We start from the raw sequence: 23,681 nt of genomic DNA, 5'->3' as shown, positions 1-23,681 counted from the left end.
AAAGCAAAAAGTAACGCCCTATACCAATGAAAGTATTAGGGCGCTACTAGGCAGTTCAAAACGCAGATTTAAAGCGCTAAAACCAAGCTTTGATAAGGTGCTAATATCAACTCAGGGCCTAGTTGTGTTGTTGGTTCAAGGTTACTGATCAAGCACTCCACAGAGCGGTTCGCAATATGCTCAGGCAATGCTAATGTTTGTGGCTCTGCACTAAAGTTATTTAACACAACGAAGTGTTGCTCGTTATCTTTACGCTCATAAGCAAACACGGCAGAGTGCGTTTCAAACAGAGGAATAAAATCACCATAGACAATCACTGGATTCTGCTTTCTCAGAGCGATCAGTTTTTGATAGTGATAGAAAATCGAATTTTTATCTTCTAGCGCTGCGGCAACGTTGATCTCAGGGTAATTCGGGTTCAGTTTGATCCAAGGCGTACCTTGAGTAAATCCTGCATTATCAGAGTTATCCCAGTGCATTGGTGTACGAGCATTATCACGGCTATTGGCATGGATCCCTTTCATCATACTTTCATGACTTACGCCTGATTCGGTTTTTACTCGATAGAAGTTCAACGTTTCAATATCTTTGTACTCTTCTAACGTATCGAATGCGACGTTCGTCATACCGATCTCTTCACCTTGGAAAATATAAGGCGTGCCTTTCATCATATGTAGAGTGGTTGCCAGCATTTTTGCCGACTCAACACGATATTGGCCATCACAACCGTATTTAGAGACAACACGAGGTAAATCGTGGTTATTCCAAAATAGCGAGTTCCAACCCTTATTGTTTAGCTCTACTTGCCATTTGGTCATCACTTGCTTAAATAAGGCGAGATCAAGTGGCTTAGGCTTCCATTTATCGCCATCTTCCCAAAGTAGGGTAATGTGCTCAAACTGGAACACCATTGATAGCTCATGACGAGCTGGATCACTATAAAGTTGAGCGCTTTCAGGTGTTGCTCCCCATGTTTCGCCCACCGTAAGCAAGTCTTTATCACCGAATGTCGCTTGATTCATTTTTTGAAGAAGCGGGTGCAGACGCTCACCATCACCTGTGATTTTCTTGTCGACTTCTTTGCCGATTAAATCGATAACATCTAGACGGAAGCCACCAATACCTTGGTCAATCCACCAGTTCATCATATCAAATACTTTTTGGTGAACTTCTGGGTTCTCCCAGTTTAAATCCGGTTGGCGTTTAGAGAATAAGTGGAAATAGTATTGTTGATTCTCTTCATCCCACTGCCATGCTGAACCACCAAAAATGGATCCAATGTCACTTGGCGCTTCGCCGTTTTCACCTGCATCACGCCAGATATAAAAATCACGGTATTGACTATTTTTATCGCTTTTTGCTTCAACAAACCAAGCGTGTTCATCTGATGTGTGGTTAACCACTAAATCCATTACCACTTTAATGCCGCGATCTTTCGCTTGTTGCATTAAACGCTTCATGTCTTCCATGGTGCCAAATTCAGCCGCAATCGCTTGATAATCAGAGATATCGTAACCGTTATCATCCATTGGAGATTGATAAACAGGAGAAAGCCAAATGACATCAATACCAAGACCTTGCAAGTAATCCAGTTTACTAATAATACCTTGTAGATCACCAATACCATCATTATTTGAGTCACAGAAGCTACGAGGGTAAATTTGATAAACAACACTGTTATGCCACCAACGCTTTTCCATATTTTTTATTCCACTAACTAAAAGAAATTAAACGCAATATAGCGAAAAAAAACGCTGATGAATAATTGATAATTTGAACTCTGATATAGAAAAAATTTATATCATGGGTATTGTGAAGTCAGAATAATTACTGAGTGTTTATTATGGATAAATCATCACGCTATTTTTATGAAGTGGCTCGTCAAGGCAGCATTAAAGGCGCGTCTGAAAAACTGTTTATTAGTCAGCCGACATTAACGACAGCAATTAAGAAACTAGAAGAAAGCTTAGATGTGATTTTGTTTCATCGAAAATCCAAAGGAGTTGAACTGACAAGCTCTGGCTGGCTCTATTACCGTTATGTACAAGATTTGTTTGAAAAACACAGTCAAATGATGCATCAACTGACCGACATGAAAGCCAGAAGTCAGGGTAAGATAAAGTTAGGTATTGGTGAGGCGTGGTGGGAGTGTTTTGCCTCTGAAGTGATTAAAGAATTTGTGGAGCAGCATCCAAATAACTCAATGTATATCGAGTTTGGTAATGGTCTCTCTATGCTAAATCAATTACTCAATGGTGATATTGATCTTTTTATCGGCCATGAAATCGAAAATATCGATCCAAGACATCGTGTATTGTTTATGCCTTTATTTATCGAACAAGAAGCGTGGTTTGTAAGGGAAGGGCATCCATTGTTATCAAATGATCTAACATCAAATGAGTTGGATAATTACCCTTTAATAAAAGTTACTCCTGACCACATCAGACACACGAAGATTTTGAATGATGAAGGTATGGAAGCGTTCAATCTTAAACAGCAAAAAACAGGAGTTGTATATGAACTTAACTCCTTAAAAGCCAGTCTTGATATGCTAAAAACCAGTGATGCGATCATGCCTTATACCGATCAAGTTAAAGATAAAATGGCGGAGTTGGGAATTGTGACGCTTCCACAAGGATCAGAAAAATCAGGCAGTGTTGGGATTTATACTAAAACAGAACAAGTGTCAGAAAGTATTCAGTACTTAGTCTCATTATTAAAAGGTAAATAAAGTAAAGATAGCCATGGGCTAAGACGATGTTTCAACGAAATATGTTACAGTGTGTAAATCTAAATATTAATAAGAGTCACTATCATGCCGAGCCTAGCTCATTGGAAAAATCCAAAAACCTTTTTGATCTTAATTTCTATTGTTGTTCCTATTGCCTTCTCTACGTGGAATGCACTGCTGAATAACTTTGTAATAGAAAAAGCGGCTTTTACTGGTGCAGATATTGGGCTATTGCAAAGTGTGCGCGAGATCCCTGGTTTTCTAGCCTTTACTGCTGTTTTTGTCCTTCTTTTTATTCGTGAGCAGAAGTTCATGATCCTCTCTTTGGTGATGTTAGCGGTAGGTGTTGCGATTACTGGGTTCTTCCCAAGCGTATATGGCTTACTATGCACAACATTATTGATGTCGGTGGGTTTCCACTATTTTGAAACCTTAAAGCAATCATTATCATTGCAATGGCTAACCAAAGAAGAAGCCCCAGAGATGCTCGGTAAACTTATCTCTATCGGTGCGCTTGCTTCTTTATGTACTTATGGCGTGTTATGGGTATTGCTTGAATTAGTGCAATTAGAGTTTAAATGGATTTACTTCATTGCAGGCTCAATTGCATTAATCGTGACGATTTTCATGTGGTTATCGTTTCCAAACTTTGAAACCGAAACACAGCAAACTAAGAAATTGGTACTACGTAAGCGTTATTGGTTGTATTACGCATTAACCTTTATGAGTGGTGCTCGTCGTCAGATCTTTATGGTGTTTGCTGGCTTTTTAATGGTTGAGAAGTTTGGTTATTCAGCTGCTGATATTACATTATTATTTTTAGCAAACTATGCATTTAACTGGTTATTTGCTAAAAAGATTGGACGTTGGATTGGTGTCGTTGGTGAGCGCAAAGCGTTAATGTTTGAATACATTGGTTTGATTTTTGTTTTTGTTGGTTATGCATTGGTACAAACCTCAGAAATGGCAGCAGCACTGTACATTATCGACCATCTGTTTTTTGCTTTAGCATTAGCGATTAAAACCTATTTCCAAAAAATAGCCGATCCTGCTGATATGGCATCAACGGCTGGTGTGGCCTTTACTATCAACCATATCGCTGCTGTGGTTATCCCTGTGAGCTTTGGTGTGATATGGCTTGTGTCACCAGCAGCGGTGTTTTACGTAGGCGCAACAATGGCATTTATCTCATTTTTATTGTCACTCAATATCCCAGAAGCGCCACAAGAAGGAAACGAAACTCGCATTTTTAAGTGGAACTGATTAAAGTAGATGTACTTTAAAAGAATAGGGAAATGTAGGCATGAATATGATAACTCATGATCCTGATAATAAATGTTACTTAATTGCTCTGGAAGGCGATGCCGTTGCCAAAGTTTACTACGAAAAGAAAGGTAATATTCTTGATGTAATAAGCACTCGGATCCCTGATGAGCTACAAGGAAAAGGCTACGGTAAAGTGATGATGGAGTCGTTCTTACATGAGATGAGAGCATCTAATTTATTGATCGTGCCTGTCTGCTCTTATGTGGTTCATTACATGAATAAAAACCCACAGTGGCAAGATGTATTAGCGAAATAATTGAAACCTAGGTAGAACGTCTATCTAGGTTTTTTTGTATTGGATTCAGATAGAAACAAGTTGATAAAAGGAAGTCATGATGACGTTAAACGCATTTATTGAAAAATTAAGCACACAGCCTGAATTGATTGAATTTACCGAAACCATGGCCGTGATTGAGTCTCACTATGACTTTACGCCAACCGAATTTGCGAATGGTAATACCGTTAATTTGGCTGATCAAAATAATGGCTCTTGTAAGATCTTTGCGTTTGCTCTACTAAATCAATTAACGGTTGAGCAAACGTTAGCGTGCTTTGGTCAATATTATCGTGAAGATGTGCTACAAAATCCAACGAGTAATGACCACCAAAATATTCGTAATTTTATGGTAACCGGTTGGGCTGAGATTCAGTTTAACGCTCAAGCACTTCAAGCGAAATAATCATAAGAAAACCAATATAGAGAGACCATTATGATCAAACTTGCTGTTATTGGAACCAACTGGATTACTGAGCGATTTTTAGCGGCTGCACTAGAAAGTGGTAAATACCAACTATCTGCAGTGTATTCACGCTCACTTGAACAAGCTAAAGCATTTGCAGATAAATTTAGCGTCAATTTAACCTTTGATTGTTTAGATAAATTAGCGACGTGTGATGAAGTGGATGCGGTGTATATCGCAAGCCCTAATTCATTTCATGCGCCACAATCTATTAAGATGATGAAGCAGGGCAAACACGTCATCTGTGAAAAGCCAATCGCTTCAAATTACCAAGAAGCACAATTTGCTTATCAAACCGCACAAGAAAATAACGTGGTGTTGTTTGAAGCTTTTATGTCGCCATATTTACCTAACTTTCAGCAGATTAAGTCACACTTACCAAGTTTAGGAGCGATTCGAAAAGCGCACATCACTTATTGTCAGTACTCTTCTCGTTACCCTAAATACCTTAATGGTGAAAACCCAAATACTTTTAATCCTGAGTTTTCAAATGGCTCGATTATGGACATTGGTTTTTATTGTGTAGGCTCTATGGTTGAGTTATTTGGTGAGCCAACATCAATTCAAGCACAAGCACACCTGTTAGATTCAGGTGTTGATGGTAACGGCAGTATCATTTGTGGTTATGATGGCTTTGATGTTGTTGTTATGCACTCTAAGATCAGTGATTCTTATGTACCTAGTGAGATCCAAGGTGAGAATGGGGCGATCTTAACTGAGATGATCTCTATTGGCCAAAAAGTAACGAAAGTAAACCGTGGTGGAGAAACAGAAGATTTGACCCTTGAACAAAATGCCAATCCAATGTTTTGTGAAGCGTCTAAATTTGCCGAGCAAGTTGAATTAAATCAAATGGATATGGAAGCAGTTGAGCGTTCATTGCTTATATCAAAAGTAACCACCGAAATCCGTAAACAAACAGGTGTGGTTTTTCCAGCTGATAGTTAGCATTATTATCTAAATACCTGAAATAGAAAAAGTTGAATGAGATTAAGTTATTCAGCTTTTTTATAACTAAATTCCAGTGATTCATATGCGTGATGACAAATGTAATTAAGGTATTGGATATTTACACAAACACGCGAAGTCGACCTAGGAAACAAAGGTTTATAATGGATAGGGTTTGACTGGCAATCTCCTTCATATTTATATAACAGGTTATTTTACTGTTTAACTCTATTATAGATATGGGGATATGGATGCTCTGTCAATTTAGATTGATTCCTGGTCGATTATTAACTCAAAAGGAATTGCCATATATTCTTACACCAAATGAGCTACTTATTCACCTTAATCGTTTTTCTGATCCCGCAAAACTAAAAGCCGCTTTACCCAGTATTTTACAGCGCCATTCCGTCATTTCAGGTTCACAAGGGGTATTTCGCACAGTCAGTTATATTCGTCAGTTGGTTGAGCAGGGTGAGTGGGTTGCATTGTCATTAATGAACCAGCATAGGAGTATCGATGATCTACACTTATCGAAAGGCTCTGGTCTACAAAAACGAATCGATAAAGTAGCAAACCCTTCAATGACTCGCTCTCGGTTAAAAGTAAAGCCAACCTTACTTCGTACAAGTTCAAACACGTCATCTATCACTCCTATTTCTGAAAAAAAGAATGATAATAAAATCGTTATCGAATTTGCAGGCCAATGGCCTAATAACGCCGCATCAATCTCGATTTCAAAATTAAAAGACATCAATGAAAAGACAATAAAGCCAAAAAAAGACAGCAAAAACGGACACAGGAGTCTCGTCGAATTTACGTCATTAGATGATAGGAATAGAGCACTGTATTTGACGTTACCAAGCATGAATTCAGCCAAAGAGATAAATCTGTTACTGAGCGAATCATTACTTCCTGTATCGAAAGAAACAGTAATGGCAGAGTGGGATAATGTGTTAGTGCCTGTGGTGCCAATGAAGAGGCAAGAAACCGAACACACATTATATAAAACTGGTTTCTTTTACGTTATTTGGAAAAATAAAGTATGGCGAGAAATCGCTATTAATAAAAATGGTTATTTTTGTGAATATTATTATCAAGGTGATAATCCAAGCCAATCAAAAACCTACCATGTAAATATTACAGGATCGGAGTTTCTGCCAGAATCTAATGTCTCTTTTGAAAAATTTGAATTGTATCAAAAAGGAAAAAAAGTCTTTTCAGGTGAACTTGATCTATGTGAACAAGCAAGAGTATTTGATTTAGGAGAAGAAGAGATCACATTAAAATTTGTAGATTTTGATCACGATGAAATATGTCTAGCGACACACGAAAGCCCAACAAAAGATGAGGGCTCAAATAATACGAAACGAATAAGTCATCCCATGCCTCATATTTGGTTGCCTTATAAAATATTAGGCCAACAGCAAACTGATTGTTATGTCTATTATAGCCAAAGACCATTGAATGAAAATGACATCAACGCGCTAGAGGCTGATTATATTAATGTCGCGGTATCCACTGATGAAATGTCTGTTTATAGCAAGCAGCAAACATTTGAAGGCGATAGTATTTACAAGTTGCCCATAGTTGATAATTCAGTTTTTGGAGCAGAATTAATCAATAAGCAAAGTGATAGCAACATTGCAGCAATGACGGTGATGCCACCAAAAAATCAAATTACATTACGTTACCGAATTTGCAGCACAACAGACCAACCTGATGATTTCATGATGTTAAGAAATGAAGACCAAGAATGGTCACAGAAAGTTTATTTCAGACAAGCAAAAGCTGACGATGAAGGTTTCTTAAATCTCTCTTTTTCTGGTTGGCCAAAAGAAGTTGAAGAAGTAGATATTCTTCGCGGCGCAAGTGCTGATTTAGGGACAACAGAATACGAATTATCCGTTTTGAAAACAAAAATTAAAATTTCAGAATTAATAGGCTAGAACAATGAAAAAAATACTATTACTTGCACTATTTAGCATCACTTTAATGGGGTGCAATGACCCTGAAAGTGTGGCAGCAGAAGCGGCTCAATTAAGAGCAGAGCAACACCCAGATCGTACCTATGTGGGTGAGAGTAACTATTACACCATGGAAAGCAGTGGTGACATTCAATTCACGACAAAAAAAGATTTAAAAGTAATGTATCAAGATTTTCCACGTTATTTTGTTGAAAAAGCCAAAGAGTGGCCAAAAGAAGATCTTAATGATGCCAGCTCATACGATTTACCGCGCTTTCAATTTGCATGGGCGAATTCAAGCTCAAAAGATGAGTATGAGAGTGGGCTTAAAATTTGGAGCATGAAAACCGACGGAACAGATTTACGTTTAGTGACGGATGCAACCATTGGTTTTGCATCTATTCGTAATTTAGCTCGTTCGCCAAATAACCGTTACGTTGCTTGGGCTGGATCTGGTGGTCAGAAAGGGGTGTATGATTTAAAAACGGGTAAGGTTTCAAATATGCATAAATATACCTCGCCACTTGATATGTTTTGGTCGGAAGACAGTCGCTATTTGTATTTTGATGACGCTATAAACAGTTATGCTCGTTGGGATTCAGAAACGGGTGAAATTAGTGAGATTGATTTTCAAATAAGAACCACAACAGCTAACTTTGATGGAAAGCGAATGACTGTTTTAGATTTCGGCGTTTTGGTTGTAGATGCGAATTCCAATGAAGAGATCAACTGGATTGGTGTTGATCGTTCACTGTCAATGGATGAACGCTCATTAGATGTAAGCTCAATTGATCCTGAAGGTCGTTATGCATGGGGATCTAACCCTTCTTTTGGTTTCTTTTTTGATATAGAAAAAGGAACAGTTAAGCAAATGACTACCGATTATACGCCAGCTCAAATTTTAGGGAAAGATGCTCATTTTAGTGCATTAGATAGCTTTGCTAAAGTTAGAATTGTCGATCGCGTTGGAAACCGTGTGTGGTCATGGCGCGCATTCTATTACGGTGCGTTATCAGGAGATGCAATTTTATATAATGGTTTAGCTAATGATGGTTTGTGGTTTAAGGAGAGCAAATAATGTCTACTTTGACAACTTATGATCATGGTGTTTATTTGTTAGGAGCATATTTTGACCTTCATGATAACGGACGAACAAAAGAGTTCAGGACTTGGCATCAATCATCTGATGTAACTGAGGATGATTTACACAATATACGTCCAATTCCGTTCACACCTGTTTTGGTTGATGATGCTGAAAGCCCTGTATTATGGGGCACGAATAAAGACGGTTTATTGTGTCAGCTAGGTTATTTTGATGAGAATACAGTACCTGAAGCCGTAGCAAAAAAACAAACCTTTTTGTGTCATAAGCAGCCATTAAATGTGATTGATTTAATAATTAAAAACGTACAGATAATTTCACATTTAACAAAAATTAAAGTTTCAGAATTAATAGGCTAGAACAATGAAAAAAATACTATTATTTGCACTATTTAGCATCACTTTAATGGGGTGTAATGACCCTGAAAGTGTGGCAGCAGAAGCGGCTCAATTAAAGGTTGAACAGCATCCAGATCGTACCTATGTCGGCGTGCATAATTATTACATTATGGAAAGCAGTGAACATGCGGCTTTTGGGCGAAAAAAAGAATTAAAAGTAATGTACCAAGATTTTCCACGTTACTTTGTTGAAAAAGCCAAAGAGTGGCCAAAAGAAGATCTTAATGACGCTAGCTCATACGATTTACCGCGCTTTCAATTTGCGTGGGCTAACTCAAGCTCAAAAGATGAATATGAGAGCGGGCTTAAAATTTGGAGCATGAAAACCGACGGAACAGATTTACGCTTGGTGACTGATGCAACCATAGATTTAACGGCGGTGCGGAATTTAACTCGTTCGCCAAATAATCGTTACGTCGCTTGGGCTGGCTCTGGTGGTCATAAAAGTGTGTATGATTTAAAAACAGGTAAAGTGACAGTTGTACAGAAGACTACCTCTCCACTTGATATGCTTTGGTCTGAGGACAGTCGCTATTTGTATCATGAGAGATATCGTAATCGCTATTCGCGTTGGGATTCAGAGACTGGTGAAATTAGTGAGATTGATTATAAAATTCGTACTGAAGCAGTGTTAACTGAAGATAAAATTATCAAAGTGACTGATGCCGCAGTTGTGGGTTATAACTTAAAGACAAATGAGCGTTTATTTGTTTTGAGTTCAGATCGCTCATTAAGTGATAAAGAAAGAATTTTTAATGTGAAGTCTATTAGTCCAACAGGAAGGTTTGCATGGGGATCAAATCAAGATTATGGCTGGATGTTTGATACCAAAGAGCAAACAATGAAACAAATGGTTGATGGCTTTGTTCCTGCTCAAATTTTAGGTAAAGACGCCCATTATAGTGCATTAAGCAAAATGACTTACGTTACTATCGTTGATCGTGTAGAGGATAAAGTATGGTCATGGCGTGCTTTTTCACATGGTGCCATGTCAGGAGAAGGGATCCTTTATAATGGATTAGCAAACAATGGTTTATGGTTTAAGGAGGATAAATAATGTCTGCTTTAAATACCTATGATCACGGAATCTATCTATTAGGGGCTTACTTTAAAAGTTATCTAGATGAAGAGGGTGAGAGAATTGAAGCGACTTGGCATCAATCATCTGATGTAACCGAGGCTGATGATTTGCGCAATGTTCGCCCAATCCCTTTTACGCCTGTTTTGGTTGATGATGCTGAAAAGCCAGTATTATGGGGCACGAATAAAGACGGTTTATTATGTCAGTTGGGTTATTTTGATGAGAATACAGCACCTGAATCCATAACAAAAAAACAAACTTTTTTACGTCATAAGCAGCCATTAACGGTTAATGAATTAAATTTAGATAAACCATATTCATTAATGTTTCCGCCATTAAATGTGATTGGACAGCTTGCTGAAACACACACCAGTGTTAAAGCATTAAACAATTCACTAAAAGATATTTATTCCAATAAATTAAAAACGGAAGAAAAATATTCCAAATTAATTGAATTTGCCATCAGTAAAATAAAAGTTAGTCAGTTAGCTGAACCTTATAAAAAAGAGTCTGATAAACCGCTGACAGATGAACAAAGTGATTACAATGATTGGTATGAAAGTATAAAAAAAAGCAAAGTTACTGAGATTCAAGGCATTATTACCCCTGCTTTTCACTCAGTTGGGGTGGTGTTCAGCAGTGATTTGTATGTGGGGGCAGAGGTCTCTCTTATTCAAGTGAAATCAAAACAAGATGCTTCAGGTGAAGCCGAGGATGTCTTGGCTACGAGTTTTATCACTAAGCCTAACCCTAACCAAGAAAAAACAGATGAAGCTAAAGCTACACTACCGAGCGTAGTGTTTAATTTTGATTCTACATTAATTGATGATGGTTATTTTTTACTGCGAACACGTTTCTGGGTAAAAGACTATTTAGATAAACAAAAAGAAATATTAGAAGAAGGAATAGAACCTATTTTTCCTGATTCAGTAAAGCAAGGGCAATTAAAATTTAAAGCCAATGCTAAGCATCCAAAGAGTGAAAGGATACAAGATGTCTATACTTATGAATTGCATGAGAAAGTCACTTTTAAACCGATAAGCGGTTTTGGTAAGTTGGCGATGGTATGCGGTGATTTAATCTCTCTTGAAGAGTGTTTAATTTATCAATACCCAACGGCATTACCTAGCTATTCTGATTTTATGACACAGCAAGGAAACCCCGTTGCGTTAAAAGGCACTGGTGTCGCCACGCTTGGTGTTGCATCCGCAGTGCAAAAGACAGCGCAATCTTACGCTCAAGGTTTTGCGACAAAAGGCATTGGTGTATTTGGTGATTTATCTAGCCAACAAATTGCAACCAGTGTGGCAAAAAATATTTGGGGTAAATTAACCGTTGAGGGTGTTTTACCAGAGCCGCTTACTGCAGGGGCGAGTTTCTTATTTGGGTTGCAATCGGTCAAAGAGGCACGTGTTGCGTTTACAACAGCGGTAGAAACAGCAGAAACACTGCAAGAATTAGCACCGTCTCAGGTTGCTCGAAGTGTGGTTCGAAATGTTTATGCCAATAGGCCTGTTATGCGTGATTTCTTTATTGATATGAGAGAGCATCTTCAAGAACACGGGGCATCTGTTAGCTCTCGAAATCTCGCGGCAAGTTGGTTTGAAGGAAGTGCTTATACAAAATTGGTTAAAGGCTTACCTATTATAGACAGTATTGGCAGTATGTATGATTTTTATCAGCTAGTAGATAAACAAGGAGAATTAGAGAAACAATCGACTAAAGAACAAGAAAACTTTGATGGTGCAACCACTGATTATTTGCAAAAAATTGTGATGGTAAAAGCCGAGGCGGACTGGGCTAAGCAGCTTTCAGATGCCACTAAGGTTTTGAATAATGACGGTAAGGAGCAAATAGCGCGTATTATTACGCAAGGCTCTCGTGCGATTATTCATATTAACTTTAAATTTAATTCGTCGGAGCTACCAAATACAGGTACGACATTACGTAGTGATATCGATAAAGTTTGTGAGAAAATTGCTGAACTACTAAAAACACACCCAGATTATCGAATTCAAATCGATGGGCACGCAGGGCGAATTGGCAGTGATAAGGCGAATAAGACGATTGCTGAGGATCGCGCGAAACAAGTTGAGCAGGCAATTTTAGATAAAGCAAAAGAAGATAACACATTACCTGAGCGTATTATTACTTTGTCACATGGCAACACTCAACCAATAAGTGCAGGCAACGCTAAAGTTGCTATGAGTGAAACTGGGGACGATTCAGCGTTAGCTGAGGATAGACGTGTTGAAATAAGCCTATTGCCTCCAACGTATTCATTAGCTTTACCTCCTAGCCGAACGGGTATGATTGACTTAGAGAAAGTTCGTCAAGCAAAACAAGCGATTGATGTTGGGTTAGATAATAATCAAAAAGAGCAAGTGTCAGCAGTATTTAACTCTTTAATGGGGGTGGCAATGTTAACCCCTATCGCCCCTGTCGCGGCTGGGGTTATGTTAATTAAAGAGGGTGCTACTATTGCAGACAGTGGGTTAAGCTTTTTAGATTCAATATTAACAGAAGGGGCTTATAAGGATTTTAAAGCTAAATATAAGAACGTTAATGAGCTAAACCAGTTAGGTAAAATTCACATTGAAGTATTGCAACAGTATCGTGGATTTAAGGTCAAAATTGAACAGCAGTTAACAAAAAAAGAAGAGGTAGAAGCGTTTCTAAAGGCGAATAAAACATCAGAAGAATTACAAAAACGCTTCTTACTTCGAGCTTTGGCGTTAAATGGTTTAATTGAATTGCTTGCCAGAATATCGCTAGGGAGTAGCTCAAATAGTGATTATAAAAAAGAACTCATAAGTGATCGAGTTCAAGACTACATAGAAACTTATATTCTTAATGATAATTGGGAAGCCCCTTTGTCGTCTTACAATACCATGGCTCAGAATTGGCTGAACCGAGTAAGAGATGATAAAACTGGCGCATCACAAGCACGTTCTTTCTTTGTGGAATATGCCAATAAGAATAAGAAAGCAACGTTGGATGAAGCAACGAAACATTTAGTTAAACGAGCTAAAATTCAAGGTACGTTTAATACCGGGTTCCCTGTGCAAACCAGTTTGTATATGGATGATAAAGAGAATGGTTTTGTTGATTTTGCTAAGTTGTTTGACAATACAGCTCAAGACGTGAAACCTGACGATATTGGTTTTAGTCGTTTATTGGTACTTAAAGACCGAGATGATGACAAATCATGGGTGCCTTATTCAAAGTGGAAAGAACCAGATAAAACAAACCGTATTACGCCATTTACTCGTGTTAAGTTACAAGTTGTATTAACCAAAGACGCTTCAGAAGATGCGAAGAAATTCTTTAAAGCAACATTAAGTTATGGTTGTGATCGTGGCTGGCTTGATGTTGATGGCCCTCAATATCAAGTCTTATTATCAGCAAAAGAGGTGTCTGATTTAACCGTGTGCGGGCCATCAGATAAAGAATTGACGTCATACTACAGACAGCAATTAGGTGATGACTATGCAGCGGATAAAGATGAAAAACAAACGTTAACCGCTGTTGAATTTGAACCAACCTATTGGTTTGGTGAGTATGAAATCCCTGGTCTTAAACCTCTGTTTTCTGGTTATTGGTATGAAAATTTTGATACATGGAAACAGGATGGTAAATACAAAGCTCTGTCGTATTTCTTTAAGCTGAATCAGCATAAAGTGTCGATAGAAAAACTGGACGTTGGTGGCGTGCTTTACGATATGAGCAATATTCACTATGGCATTGATGATAACAATACCTATGGAAGTGTTGATACATCAATTAAACCGCTATATCTCTTTGATGGGTTAGGTAATCAAAGTGCGGTAATTAATGAGGCTGATTTACTCGTTGAGAGCTTTGTTAAAGCCAATGAAAGTAGTAAAGGAGCAGGTAAAAAGCCTTATATAGAAGGAAATATCACATCGCTTGCTGCATTAAACATAGGGAATAAATTTGAATGGTTTGATAAACAAAAGCTAATTAATTCTCAACAGTTTGATTGGAGTAAAGAGCAACCAGCATCGATTTATGTGGCTTTATTAGCAGATAAAGATAACCGTGAAGATTACAAGAGTATTGGTTTCAATCTTGATAAGATCACAATGCAGTTAAAGTTAAGTATTGAAGAGCAAGACTCAGTGCTTATAAAAGCGAACTCAAAGGGAAAAGGGCCAAGTTACTTTAGCTCTCTTCATCATGTAATGGATATTAGCTATAAGATCAATTATGGCTATCACTCTTCGCAGCCTGCTTACAGTGATATTAAAACGAAAGAAGCTGAATTAAATATAGATGGGAAATATAAGAGTGAGTTATTAGCCTTTTCTTCTATGGCTGTTAAAGAGGTTATGCAAGCTCCTGAACTTTTTCTCAATCAGATAGGGTCTAAAAAGCTGTATGTAATAAAGTTTGATTTGGACTATATCTCGCCAACAGGCAAAAAGGTAAAAGGATTAAGACCGTTTGGCCCGATCTTAGATGATAAGAGTGGTGAGATCTATTCTTCTGAATTACGTCTTTTCGGGGTGTACCAAGAAGGAATTGATAAGAGAGAGAGTAAATATTTTACAGGTTCTCCACTAGCGCTTAGGCTCCCAAAAAGTAAGCGTTTTTATGGCAATGATTTACCTTGGACTCAAGAGGGTCATGAATTAGAGAAGTTAAATATATCAGCACAAGCGAAATGGAAAGAGTTAAAAAATGAAGATCCTAAAAAGCAGGTAGAATGGTTGAAGCGTTGGATAGAGGATAATCCTGAAAGTCTATCTGCTCCTGATTAGAGAGAAATGTTTTAGTAAGCATCGCTCACACTACCTAGTGAGAAAATAGGCTGTCGGTGCTTACTATTTATACCACCATATAGCGTGTAAAGCTTAAAATTTGCAAATTGTGCTTAAATATCATGCAATCAATTAGTTAAGTATAAAAAAGTGCTTTACCTCAGCGCTCAGTGTGGCATTATCTATCTCGTTCCAACGATGTGCGTACATCGTATAATGGCTATTACCTCAGCCTTCCAAGCTGATGATGCGGGTTCGATTCCCGCTGTACGCTCCAATCTCTTTTTATCTTCCTCAAGAGATTGTTCCTGTTTTAAAATTCCAATTTATTGAAAATGCAGCGCTTAATAGCGTGTTTTTTTGTATCTAATATTCTGTTAACTGTGCTTTTTAGTATTTGAAATGGTGCTAAAATGAGCCGGAATTTTTCGATAAGTAGTTATTCACAATCAAAAATTCCAACGCAGTTGCCGAGAATTTTAATTAGCTAGGATGGTTAGTTATTTACTATGATTGGTATTACTTATGTTAAGTAAAATTAGCAGAGTCATCAGCACCTCACATTAGGTTTTTTAGTCTTCTCTTTTTGCTCTCAATTCTAACTGTTTTCAAATCTCTACTTCTAAATATGTGTATAACATGCCGCTAATCTCTAATTTGATTCACCTAGCTGTTTTGTTATACAGATTAATGATGATACCGTGATTGATTGAAGTTTCTCTCGAGATAAAAGTAGATTATTTGATTTAGTAAACCAGCGCCACTATCCGCTTTGCGATATCGTTAATAGCCTTATAGCATAGGTGATTCATGACTCTTAATCTCATTTTCTCGATAAGGAATTCAGGAGTTCAGCAATTTGGGATACTTTTTTTTCGAAAAAATTTGTAATACTGGTTATATAGGATCAAGGCTTACCAATCTCGCTGAGAATAATGTGCGTGGTGTTTTTGTCTCGGCTAGATATGCTCGTTTAATAATGTTACGGGAATTTGTGAATTACTTAGAGAATGGATAAAAGCATGTACATCAGTGATGTGGATTACTTAACAGATAATAATAGCTGCATTCATCCTTTGGAAGCTATGTCTGAACCAATGTATAACGTATTTAATTTAGTTCCTGAGCTAGCACTAATTGACCAGTTACCACCTAATTTGCAAAAACGCTTTAAGCAGGCGTTAAACGTTATGCATAAAGAGCTTGCAGTGCAGAGTACATGGCAGCAAGTTGCAGAACAGAGTTCAATCTCGCGTTACCATTTTCATCGACAGTTTAGTGAATTGTTTAATGAAACTCCGGGTCAATACTTGATTCGTATGCGTCTAAGAATTGCGTTGAATTTGTTACTGAACGATACACCATGCAGTGTAATGGATATTGCGCATAATTGCGGTTTTTCGTCCTCACAAGCATTAGGTAAAGCGCTAAAACGCGAACTTGGCGTGACAGCTAAGCAAGTGCGTAAAATGAGCTATGAATCAAAACCAAATGAAACTGCTGCACTTATTGCTAAGGTTGCTCATCCCGGACGAGAAAATTCGTTGGAGACAGAACTCGCGTTGTTTATGCCAGTCGAGTTGAATTATTACCCTCAGAGAGGCGTAAAGAAACTACTGGTAGATGATCCTGACTGGGGTACGGTGCTTAAGATTTATGGCAATAAAAGTAGGTGTTTTCTTGGTGTAACTCCAGTGAAACAGCTTAATAAATGCTGGCAACAGATTGATACAGTTATAGGAAATTGGCAGGTAGATCCTACACTTTATGATTTTAGTATCCCCGAAGGGAAATACCTTTGTGCAGAGGTTTATCTCAATTCTGAAGCCGCATACATAGCTGTGATAGAGGCACTGTTTTTAGCTGCAGAAAAACAGCAGCTCATAGTAGATAATGGTGGATTTTTAATTGAAGTGGTGCGTGATTTTGAAGTGAAACCTAATGGTGGTTTGACTTTGTCGATTCAACTTCCTGTGAGAGATTTGAACAGAAACTAAGATAAGCCTCGCACTTTAATTAGCTAATAATAAGTATATTTACTTTCAAAATATCCAAAGAAATGTATCCATGATTCATCAATTTTAACAGTCGAACGTGTTTATATTGAAAGTTCAGGTTAGAGAATCGGACCGGTCATAAATCTAATCAGCATAATTTATTTTACCGTTGTTAAAGTTATTTTGAAGTGCATCATATTATTTTACTTTTTATAATTGAGAGAAACATATGAAAAGAAATATATTAACAATGAGTTTAATTTCTATTATTTCAGGTTGTTATCATAGTTCTAATGTTGATATAGATATATGGGTTCCTGAAAATAAGGCACCACAAATAACAATAAAAAAAGATATTGATTATTGGAATAAAAAAGGATATCACGATGGTGCTTGTGGTTGGACATTAAGTGTGAATGTTTCAATGTTACCACCACCAAATAGCCCCGATTATATATATGGTACGGAAATATTTATTGAATATGACTCTAATGGAAAAATAATTACTCAATGGGCAGCTCCTGCAAATACATATCCTATAGCCATTAAAGATAATTTAATATTTACAGATAGTGGGTTGGAAATATCTTCTGATGGGGAGTTGAAATCTACAGTATATGAAAAACAAAATATTATTCATATATCTTGCCCTAAAAATTTGGATGTTGATAATTCGGATTATTTGAGATGTGCCATACTCAGTGATTCACCATTAGGAGAAGGTCGAAATATTGCATATAATGCTCCTTGTACTTAAGTTGTAAAAATCAAATCTGTATTACTAATACATTTCAACTTAGTGATTCAAATATATTAATTAGCATTTAATATCGAGAAAGTTAATTAAGAACGTTTATTATGTTAATTTTCCATGTCGATATATACTATCTTTGTATTTGGGTGGTTATATTTATATATAACCAATTAATTAACGCGTAGTCATTTAATTTATATAAAAAGGAAGTTTATGAATAGTAAATTTATATTAATATATACTCTTCTAATATCAAGTTCTATATTTGCCAATGATAATTACGATGATATTGGTTATGAAATTGTTAGACTTAATAATGAAATAAACAATTTTAATGATCTTTTAAATTTAGACAAAGAAATAAGAGTTCAAGGTGGGGATTTTCTTTATGATAGCTTATCTCTTGCGGTGGAAATCTTTATTGATAAAGCTTCAATAGGAACCCCTGAATTTGTGGATTGGATTACTTTATCACGTAAAACAGCAGGGGATAACCCATGGACAAGATATCGTTCCACGATGATTAAAAGCGATGCTAGTTATCTTATTGAAGGAACTCGAGGTAAGGCTCTTTATATCGGAATTCAAGTCTACACCCAAAATAATGGCTTTAATCAAGCATTACGAGAGAAAAACTTATCATTAGATCAAGTTAACTTTGAGCAGGATGAGAAATTTTCCATTAAAATTGGATCTGATGCCGATTCTAACGGAATTAAAATTGGCGAGGGTGATTATATGTTAATTGTAAGGGAATATTATTCTAATGGTCAAATTAGACAGATTAGTCCTGCTCAATACACGATAAAGCAATTAAGTGGCGATACAGAATCACCTTTTATTCCCTCGCTTTCTGATAGAGTAAAAAAGGCCAATGCCTTCTTTAGTAGCCTGGTCGAGAGCTCTCTTGAGCTAACTAGGCAAATGGCTGAAAATAAAAACAGTAGCGTTGAGATAAATGTAAAACCAGAGTTAGTGCAAGCTTTATATCCTACGACAGATAATAAGTATGATGGTTTTTATATGCAGTTAAGTGATAACAAAAAAGCGTTAAAGTTAACGGGTAAAATACCTATTGAGGTGAAGTATTCATCAATTACTTTTTATAATCCTTATTATGTAACAACAGATTATAATAAATATAAAAGCTATATTGTTGGAGATGAGTTGGAAGTTGAAAATGATGGGAGTTATGAGGTTTACATTAGCTCTCAATATATAAAAGGAAAGAAAAATCTGATATTTACTGGTGGTGTGAGTGAAGGTGTTGTTTCTATTCGTTATTTAGGTGATATTGAGCCTGATTTTGAAATTGAAATTGTAGATATAGATAAAATACCCAATAGAAATAGTCAAAACAGTAAAGAAGGTGGTAGTTTTATGTATTTCGAGCTTGTAATTTTAGGTCTTTTCTTTCTTTATAAAAGAAAGAGGGTTTATAAACTAAATTATAGCATTTCACTGTAATATGAGAAATTCACATTTACAACTTATAGGTTAAAAATGAAAAGATTATTTTTATTAGTTCCATTTTTTTTATTGTTTTCATTGGCGTTTGCAAACAATTTGAACAATGAACTTGAGTATATAATTATCGACCCTGCTCATGGTGGAAAAGATTCTGGAGCAATAGGAATTAATAATATTCAAGAAAAAGATGAAACACTTAACTTTTCTATCATGCTAAAATCAGAAATAGAGGGGCTGAGTAGGTACAAGGTAAAATTAACAAGAGAACAAGACGAAACTATCAAGCGAGATCACAGAGGTAACTTAGACAACAAGGCACTGGTATTCATCATACATACAGGATCTAACCGAGATGAAAATATTCACGGCGCATCAGTGACTGTAAACCCTAAATTAATTAGTTCTCAATCAATTAAAGACTCTTTTTTGTCTAATGGTGTAAACGTGAATGTTTTTGAAAAAGGAAATGGCAACATAAATTACATTTTGCTGGAAATAGGGCACATAACAAATAAAGATGATGTATTGCTATTAAATAGCAAAAACTACCGTGAAAAGGTAGCTAAATCAATCAGTGAAATAGCATCGAAAATTATCAACAAATAGCTTCATTACGGATTAGTATTACCGGCATAAAAAAGAACCCTACTTCGAGAAGTAGGGTTTTTATTCATTTAGATATGTTAGATAACGAATTATCTAGATAACGTAACCAAATTATTGTGGGTTTAGACCTAGTTGCTCTAGAACCAGTTTAAAGTTAGCACGACGTTCTTTAACGTTATGAACTTCACCAGTAGAACACACTAAATCAGGACAACCACGGTTTACGATACCAGATACATCATCGATAAACTCAGTGCCTTTCATACCGCTATCAACATACTTCTTAAGCTCGTTGTGGTAGTTCCAGTTACCGTATTGACCAGACTCATCAGGGTATGCTTGTACTGAAGTAACCCAGTAGAATAGACCTGCAATCCACTTGATTTCTTTGTTCTCTTCAGAGCTACAGATTAAGCCTGGGTTTGAACAGAAATCTAACTCAGCGTATAACGGGTTCTCTGGTGGCGCTTCAACTACAACACCATCAATTGTTTTACCAATTGTCTCAGGGTCAACGTGTGAACGACCTAAGTAGTGGTTAAGTGTACCGAAGTTTTGACGACCAGTAGTTTGAATTACACCACGGCCCCACCAACCACAACCTTCAACATCAGCTTGGCTGCTGCCATCCCAAATAAAGCTACCTGCTTTTTGATCTACGTATGTTTTACATGTATCACGTTCCCATACTTGCTTAGATGTATCTACAGAAGTAGGTACGTCATTACAGTGACCGCTGTTAGTCCAACGACCAACGCTACCGTTAACAAGCAGACCACGCTCTTCTAGTACTGCATTTGGAGCAGCAAATACTGGAGCTGGAGCACCGTACCATTTAGCGTGAGTTAGTGCACTTACTTCCATTTTGTTATCACGAGGACAAGAGTAAGCGTGATCCAAACCAGACTCAGGGTTTACACCGTAATCAGCATACATTTGGCCAAGTTGACCACAGCTCGCTGACATTGGGTAATCTGTCGCTGCACCGTATCTAATTTCAGCCCAGTTGTTCTCATCACATGCGTTGTAACGAATCGTTTCTTGCATACTCTGTGCTAAGAACGCAGCAATCGCTACTTTCGCGTATTTGATGTTAGTTACATCATCAACGTTTTCATCTAGTAGCCAGAACTTGTTACCAGCAACACCAACATTATGCATCGCGTTCAGACCAGTCATGAAGTCAGTCCACTTATAAACAGTAGACGGAACCCATTGTGATTGAGGCGTTTCGTACAAGAATGCAGTGTTGTTCATTGTATCTTCAGCGTCAGCCAATTCACGGTTTAACGCATCAATGATAGTTAATTGGCCATTTTCTGTTGATTCACCAACATAGTACAGTGGCATTTTAGCTTTTTTGTATTCTTCGATTTCAGCAGTTAGTTTTGCTGTATCTTTATCAAATACGATAGCAAATACGTTGCTGAATGCAGCTTTACGCACTTGTGGTTTGCTTGCATTATCACCCATGAAATAAGCAGAAGCTTGATCTGTAGGGATATTGTTTAGCATTACAGGTGTTTTAACAAAATCAGAAACTTGCTTAACGTACTCTAGAGCATTATGCCATTGGTCGCTAGTTAGAGCTGCTGTTGAGCTTGACTTAGTGAACGCAATGAAATCAGCTTTAGTTGCAACATCTGCTTTGAACAACTCTAGTTTGTCTAGTAGATCAGCGCTGTAGTTAGATGCTTCATCCCAAACAGATTGTCTGCCAGAGTGAGTATCAAACGCGAAATCACCAATATTTAGAGACCAACCGTAGTTTGCTTCTGGTGCTAGCGTAGAGATGATTAGGTGGTGCGCAGTAGCCCAGCCTTTCAAGTCATTGCTAAGCACGTTGATATCGTCGATGTCAATCTTGTTGCCAGTGATATCCATCGCTTTAGTTAGCGCTTCTTTAACCGCAATGCTGTTTGAAGATAATGCTTTATCTTGCGTTGCTTGATCAAGAACATCAGTGTTGATGATGATTGATGCAGAGCCAGCTTGTGCAGCTTCATTAATGATAGATACAAACGTACTTGTTAGCTTATCAAAATCAGCTAAATCAGCACTGTTGCTAGCGTCAATAGTTAGCATTGCTGGTGCCGCAGACGATGGGCTAGCAACTACTAATGTGTTTGGCCAACCAGCGACTTCTAGACGAACTGGATCCATTGGGTTTGGTAGAGAAAGAAGCGGTGCTGTACCCGGTTCTGTACCATCACAATTTAGGTGAAGTGCCCATGAATCATCGCTACCAGGAACAGATTTAGTCCAGTAGATCGCAGAATAAGCGATGTTTTTATTAACCATGATGTCACCGCCAGTCGCGTGATCACCACGTGTCCAGTCAGGGTAAACATTAAAGTCTTTACATAAGTCACCTGGAGTTACAGGCGGCTCTACAGGTGGCTCAACCACATCTTCTTCAACAGTGATTTTTACACTTGCTGTAGATGAAAGATCTTGAGCATCAGTAGCGATAGCTTTCAGTGTTACGTTACCAGCTTGAGTAGGCTGAAAATCACACGCAAAAGTGTTGGTATTAGCAGCATCAAACGAACAGATTTCTTTGTTGTTTGCAGTAACAACCAGTGTTGTCAAGTCGTTATCTGCATCTGTAGCATTAACAGAAATAGCAACGCTTTCAGTTACGTTGATTGCCGAGCCGTTTGTTGGAGTAACAAACTTAACTACAGGTGCAACGAAATCTTCAGTTACTTCAGCTTCTACAACAACAGATACTGATTTTTGTTCGATTTTTTGGTTATTTTTATCGAATACAAATACGTTAACTACCGCATTGCCTGCTTCAACTGGAGTCCAAGCGTGAGAGTACTGAGTGTTGTTCTCGTTAACTGCTTTTTCAGCTAGTTTTGTGTTGTTTACCCAAAACTCAACTTTAGCTGCTTGGTTACCATCAACATGTGCATTGATAGCAATCATCTCATTTGCTTGAACAACTTGACCAGCTGTTGGTGCAAGAATAGACAGTTCTGTTTCTTCTGGTTCTGGCTCAGGCTCGCCTGGTTCGTCAGAACATTCAGTTAGTGACCAGAACCACGAACTTGCGCTTGGCGTTTCCCAAACACCTGGGTTGTTTTGAGCGATAAAACATTGGTTCTCGTATGAAACCACATCGCCATTTGAAACTTGAGTTTTACCAGGGATAAATGGAATAACATCGCCTAAATCTGGATCTGGCGTTGGATCAGGGTCTGGAGTTGGATCAGGATCTGGTGTCGGTTCTGGATCTGGAGTTGGGTCAGGATCTGGACCAGGTTCGCCTGAGCATACAGCGACATCCCAGAACCATGAATCTGCAGTTGGAGATTCCCACACGCCAGGGTTGTTTTTAGCAACAAAACAGTCGCCATTAAAAGAAACCATATCTCCATTTTGAACTTTTGTTTCACCTGGAACAAAAGTAACAATGTTAGACGTTAAATTTACATCAGCGGCGTATAGATACCCACTGAACATAACGCTAGTAATAGCGGCTGTTATTTTATTTATTTTTCTCACTGCTTTTTCTTCTTTTTATTTATCTTAATCTAGATAAATTTATTAATTATTAAAAGTGTACGATGGATAGATTGTGTTATTACTTATGTTAAATAAAGGTTAACTATCAAATCGCGATAATTAGATGAAAACCTTCAATCGACCCATAAAAAATTCACATATCAATATCAAATTGATAGCTGGGCTGAATTTTCCTGCATTTTAACCAGAAGAAATTTTAAGGACACCTTAAGATGTCAAAAGTGTGATCTTGCTTCTATTTTGCCT

At 37.4% G+C, this 23,681-nt stretch carries 16 protein-coding genes and 1 tRNA gene; 15 read left to right on the top strand and 2 right to left on the bottom strand.

Annotation, left to right across the window (positions count from 1 at the left end):
- Positions 1–68 precede the first annotated feature (68 nt).
- Positions 69–1,700: a glycoside hydrolase family 13 protein gene (locus PVK63_RS04280; protein WP_274439878.1), complete on the bottom strand. Its 1,632-nt coding sequence runs from the start codon at positions 1,698–1,700 to the stop codon at positions 69–71.
- A 143-nt stretch (positions 1,701–1,843) separates the two neighbouring features.
- Here PVK63_RS04280 and PVK63_RS04275 point away from each other — a divergent pair, with 143 nt between their 5' ends.
- The 15 genes from PVK63_RS04275 (at position 1,844) to PVK63_RS04205 (ending at position 19,901) form a co-directional block, all read left to right on the top strand.
- Positions 1,844–2,731: a LysR family transcriptional regulator gene (locus tag PVK63_RS04275; RefSeq protein WP_130086358.1), complete on the top strand. Its 888-nt coding sequence runs from the start codon at positions 1,844–1,846 to the stop codon at positions 2,729–2,731.
- Positions 2,732–2,815: 84 nt separating this feature from the next.
- Positions 2,816–3,994, top strand: a complete 1,179-nt coding sequence (locus PVK63_RS04270) for an MFS transporter (protein ID WP_130048879.1) — start codon at positions 2,816–2,818, stop codon at positions 3,992–3,994.
- A gap of 40 nt (positions 3,995–4,034) precedes the next feature.
- Positions 4,035–4,313 (top strand): GNAT family N-acetyltransferase, encoded by a 279-nt coding sequence (locus PVK63_RS04265; RefSeq protein WP_054776097.1) that lies wholly within the window; start codon positions 4,035–4,037, stop codon positions 4,311–4,313.
- Between the two features lie 76 nt (positions 4,314–4,389).
- Positions 4,390–4,737 carry a HopJ type III effector protein gene (locus PVK63_RS04260; RefSeq protein WP_130086359.1) on the top strand — a complete coding sequence of 116 codons (348 nt, stop codon included), beginning with the start codon at positions 4,390–4,392 and terminating at the stop codon, positions 4,735–4,737.
- Positions 4,738–4,767: 30 nt separating this feature from the next.
- The gene (locus PVK63_RS04255) at positions 4,768–5,745 is read left to right on the top strand and encodes a Gfo/Idh/MocA family protein (RefSeq protein ID WP_130086360.1); all 978 of its coding nucleotides are present in this window, start codon (positions 4,768–4,770) and stop codon (positions 5,743–5,745) included.
- Positions 5,746–5,996: 251 nt separating this feature from the next.
- Positions 5,997–7,691 (top strand): hypothetical protein, encoded by a 1,695-nt coding sequence (locus PVK63_RS04250; RefSeq protein WP_130086361.1) that lies wholly within the window; start codon positions 5,997–5,999, stop codon positions 7,689–7,691.
- A 4-nt stretch (positions 7,692–7,695) separates the two neighbouring features.
- On the top strand, positions 7,696–8,787 hold the full coding sequence (locus PVK63_RS04245; RefSeq protein WP_130086362.1) for a WD40 repeat domain-containing protein: 1,092 nt from the start codon (positions 7,696–7,698) through the stop codon (positions 8,785–8,787).
- Positions 8,787–9,170 (top strand): hypothetical protein, encoded by a 384-nt coding sequence (locus tag PVK63_RS04240; protein WP_130086363.1) that lies wholly within the window; start codon positions 8,787–8,789, stop codon positions 9,168–9,170. Before PVK63_RS04245 ends, PVK63_RS04240 begins: the two co-directional genes overlap by 1 nt.
- A 4-nt stretch (positions 9,171–9,174) precedes the next feature.
- Positions 9,175–10,266: a TolB family protein gene (locus tag PVK63_RS04235; protein ID WP_130086364.1), complete on the top strand. Its 1,092-nt coding sequence runs from the start codon at positions 9,175–9,177 to the stop codon at positions 10,264–10,266.
- Positions 10,266–15,074: an OmpA family protein gene (locus PVK63_RS04230; RefSeq protein ID WP_130086365.1), complete on the top strand. Its 4,809-nt coding sequence runs from the start codon at positions 10,266–10,268 to the stop codon at positions 15,072–15,074. Before PVK63_RS04235 ends, PVK63_RS04230 begins: the two co-directional genes overlap by 1 nt.
- Positions 15,075–15,276: 202 nt before the next feature.
- Positions 15,277–15,351, top strand: a tRNA-Gly gene (locus PVK63_RS04225).
- Between the two features lie 745 nt (positions 15,352–16,096).
- A complete protein-coding gene (locus tag PVK63_RS04220; protein WP_242511039.1) occupies positions 16,097–17,071 on the top strand; it encodes a helix-turn-helix domain-containing protein in 975 nt (324 codons plus the stop codon).
- Positions 17,072–17,300: 229 nt separating this feature from the next.
- Complete coding sequence (locus PVK63_RS04215; protein WP_130086366.1) at positions 17,301–17,828, top strand: hypothetical protein; 528 nt, start codon at positions 17,301–17,303, stop codon at positions 17,826–17,828.
- Positions 17,829–18,038: 210 nt separating this feature from the next.
- Positions 18,039–19,292, top strand: a complete 1,254-nt coding sequence (locus PVK63_RS04210) for a DUF1214 domain-containing protein (protein ID WP_130086367.1) — start codon at positions 18,039–18,041, stop codon at positions 19,290–19,292.
- Positions 19,293–19,328: 36 nt separating this feature from the next.
- Positions 19,329–19,901 (top strand): N-acetylmuramoyl-L-alanine amidase family protein, encoded by a 573-nt coding sequence (locus PVK63_RS04205; RefSeq protein WP_130086368.1) that lies wholly within the window; start codon positions 19,329–19,331, stop codon positions 19,899–19,901.
- 111 nt (positions 19,902–20,012) lie between these two features.
- On the opposite strand, the gene PVK63_RS04200 is transcribed toward PVK63_RS04205, so the two are convergent.
- Complete coding sequence (locus tag PVK63_RS04200; RefSeq protein ID WP_165371158.1) at positions 20,013–23,414, bottom strand: Ig-like domain-containing protein; 3,402 nt, start codon at positions 23,412–23,414, stop codon at positions 20,013–20,015.
- Positions 23,415–23,681 lie beyond the last annotated feature (267 nt).

The organism is Aliivibrio sp. S2TY2, from assembly GCF_028765525.1.
GTDB classification, from domain to species: domain Bacteria; phylum Pseudomonadota; class Gammaproteobacteria; order Enterobacterales; family Vibrionaceae; genus Aliivibrio; species Aliivibrio finisterrensis_A.
This window is presented reverse-complemented; position numbering and strand designations above follow the sequence as displayed.

Coding starts and splice junctions, on each gene's coding strand:
- PVK63_RS04205 (WP_130086368.1), top strand. CDS start 19,329: ATGAAAAGATTATTTTTATTAGTTCCATTTTTTTTATTGTTTTCATTG.
- PVK63_RS04210 (WP_130086367.1), top strand. CDS start 18,039: ATGAATAGTAAATTTATATTAATATATACTCTTCTAATATCAAGTTCT.
- PVK63_RS04230 (WP_130086365.1), top strand. CDS start 10,266: ATGTCTGCTTTAAATACCTATGATCACGGAATCTATCTATTAGGGGCT.
- PVK63_RS04240 (WP_130086363.1), top strand. CDS start 8,787: ATGTCTACTTTGACAACTTATGATCATGGTGTTTATTTGTTAGGAGCA.
- PVK63_RS04220 (WP_242511039.1), top strand. CDS start 16,097: ATGTACATCAGTGATGTGGATTACTTAACAGATAATAATAGCTGCATT.
- PVK63_RS04250 (WP_130086361.1), top strand. CDS start 5,997: ATGCTCTGTCAATTTAGATTGATTCCTGGTCGATTATTAACTCAAAAG.
- PVK63_RS04270 (WP_130048879.1), top strand. CDS start 2,816: ATGCCGAGCCTAGCTCATTGGAAAAATCCAAAAACCTTTTTGATCTTA.
- PVK63_RS04260 (WP_130086359.1), top strand. CDS start 4,390: ATGATGACGTTAAACGCATTTATTGAAAAATTAAGCACACAGCCTGAA.
- PVK63_RS04280 (WP_274439878.1), bottom strand. CDS start 1,700: ATGGAAAAGCGTTGGTGGCATAACAGTGTTGTTTATCAAATTTACCCT.
- PVK63_RS04275 (WP_130086358.1), top strand. CDS start 1,844: ATGGATAAATCATCACGCTATTTTTATGAAGTGGCTCGTCAAGGCAGC.
- PVK63_RS04215 (WP_130086366.1), top strand. CDS start 17,301: ATGAAAAGAAATATATTAACAATGAGTTTAATTTCTATTATTTCAGGT.
- PVK63_RS04245 (WP_130086362.1), top strand. CDS start 7,696: ATGAAAAAAATACTATTACTTGCACTATTTAGCATCACTTTAATGGGG.
- PVK63_RS04265 (WP_054776097.1), top strand. CDS start 4,035: ATGAATATGATAACTCATGATCCTGATAATAAATGTTACTTAATTGCT.
- PVK63_RS04235 (WP_130086364.1), top strand. CDS start 9,175: ATGAAAAAAATACTATTATTTGCACTATTTAGCATCACTTTAATGGGG.
- PVK63_RS04255 (WP_130086360.1), top strand. CDS start 4,768: ATGATCAAACTTGCTGTTATTGGAACCAACTGGATTACTGAGCGATTT.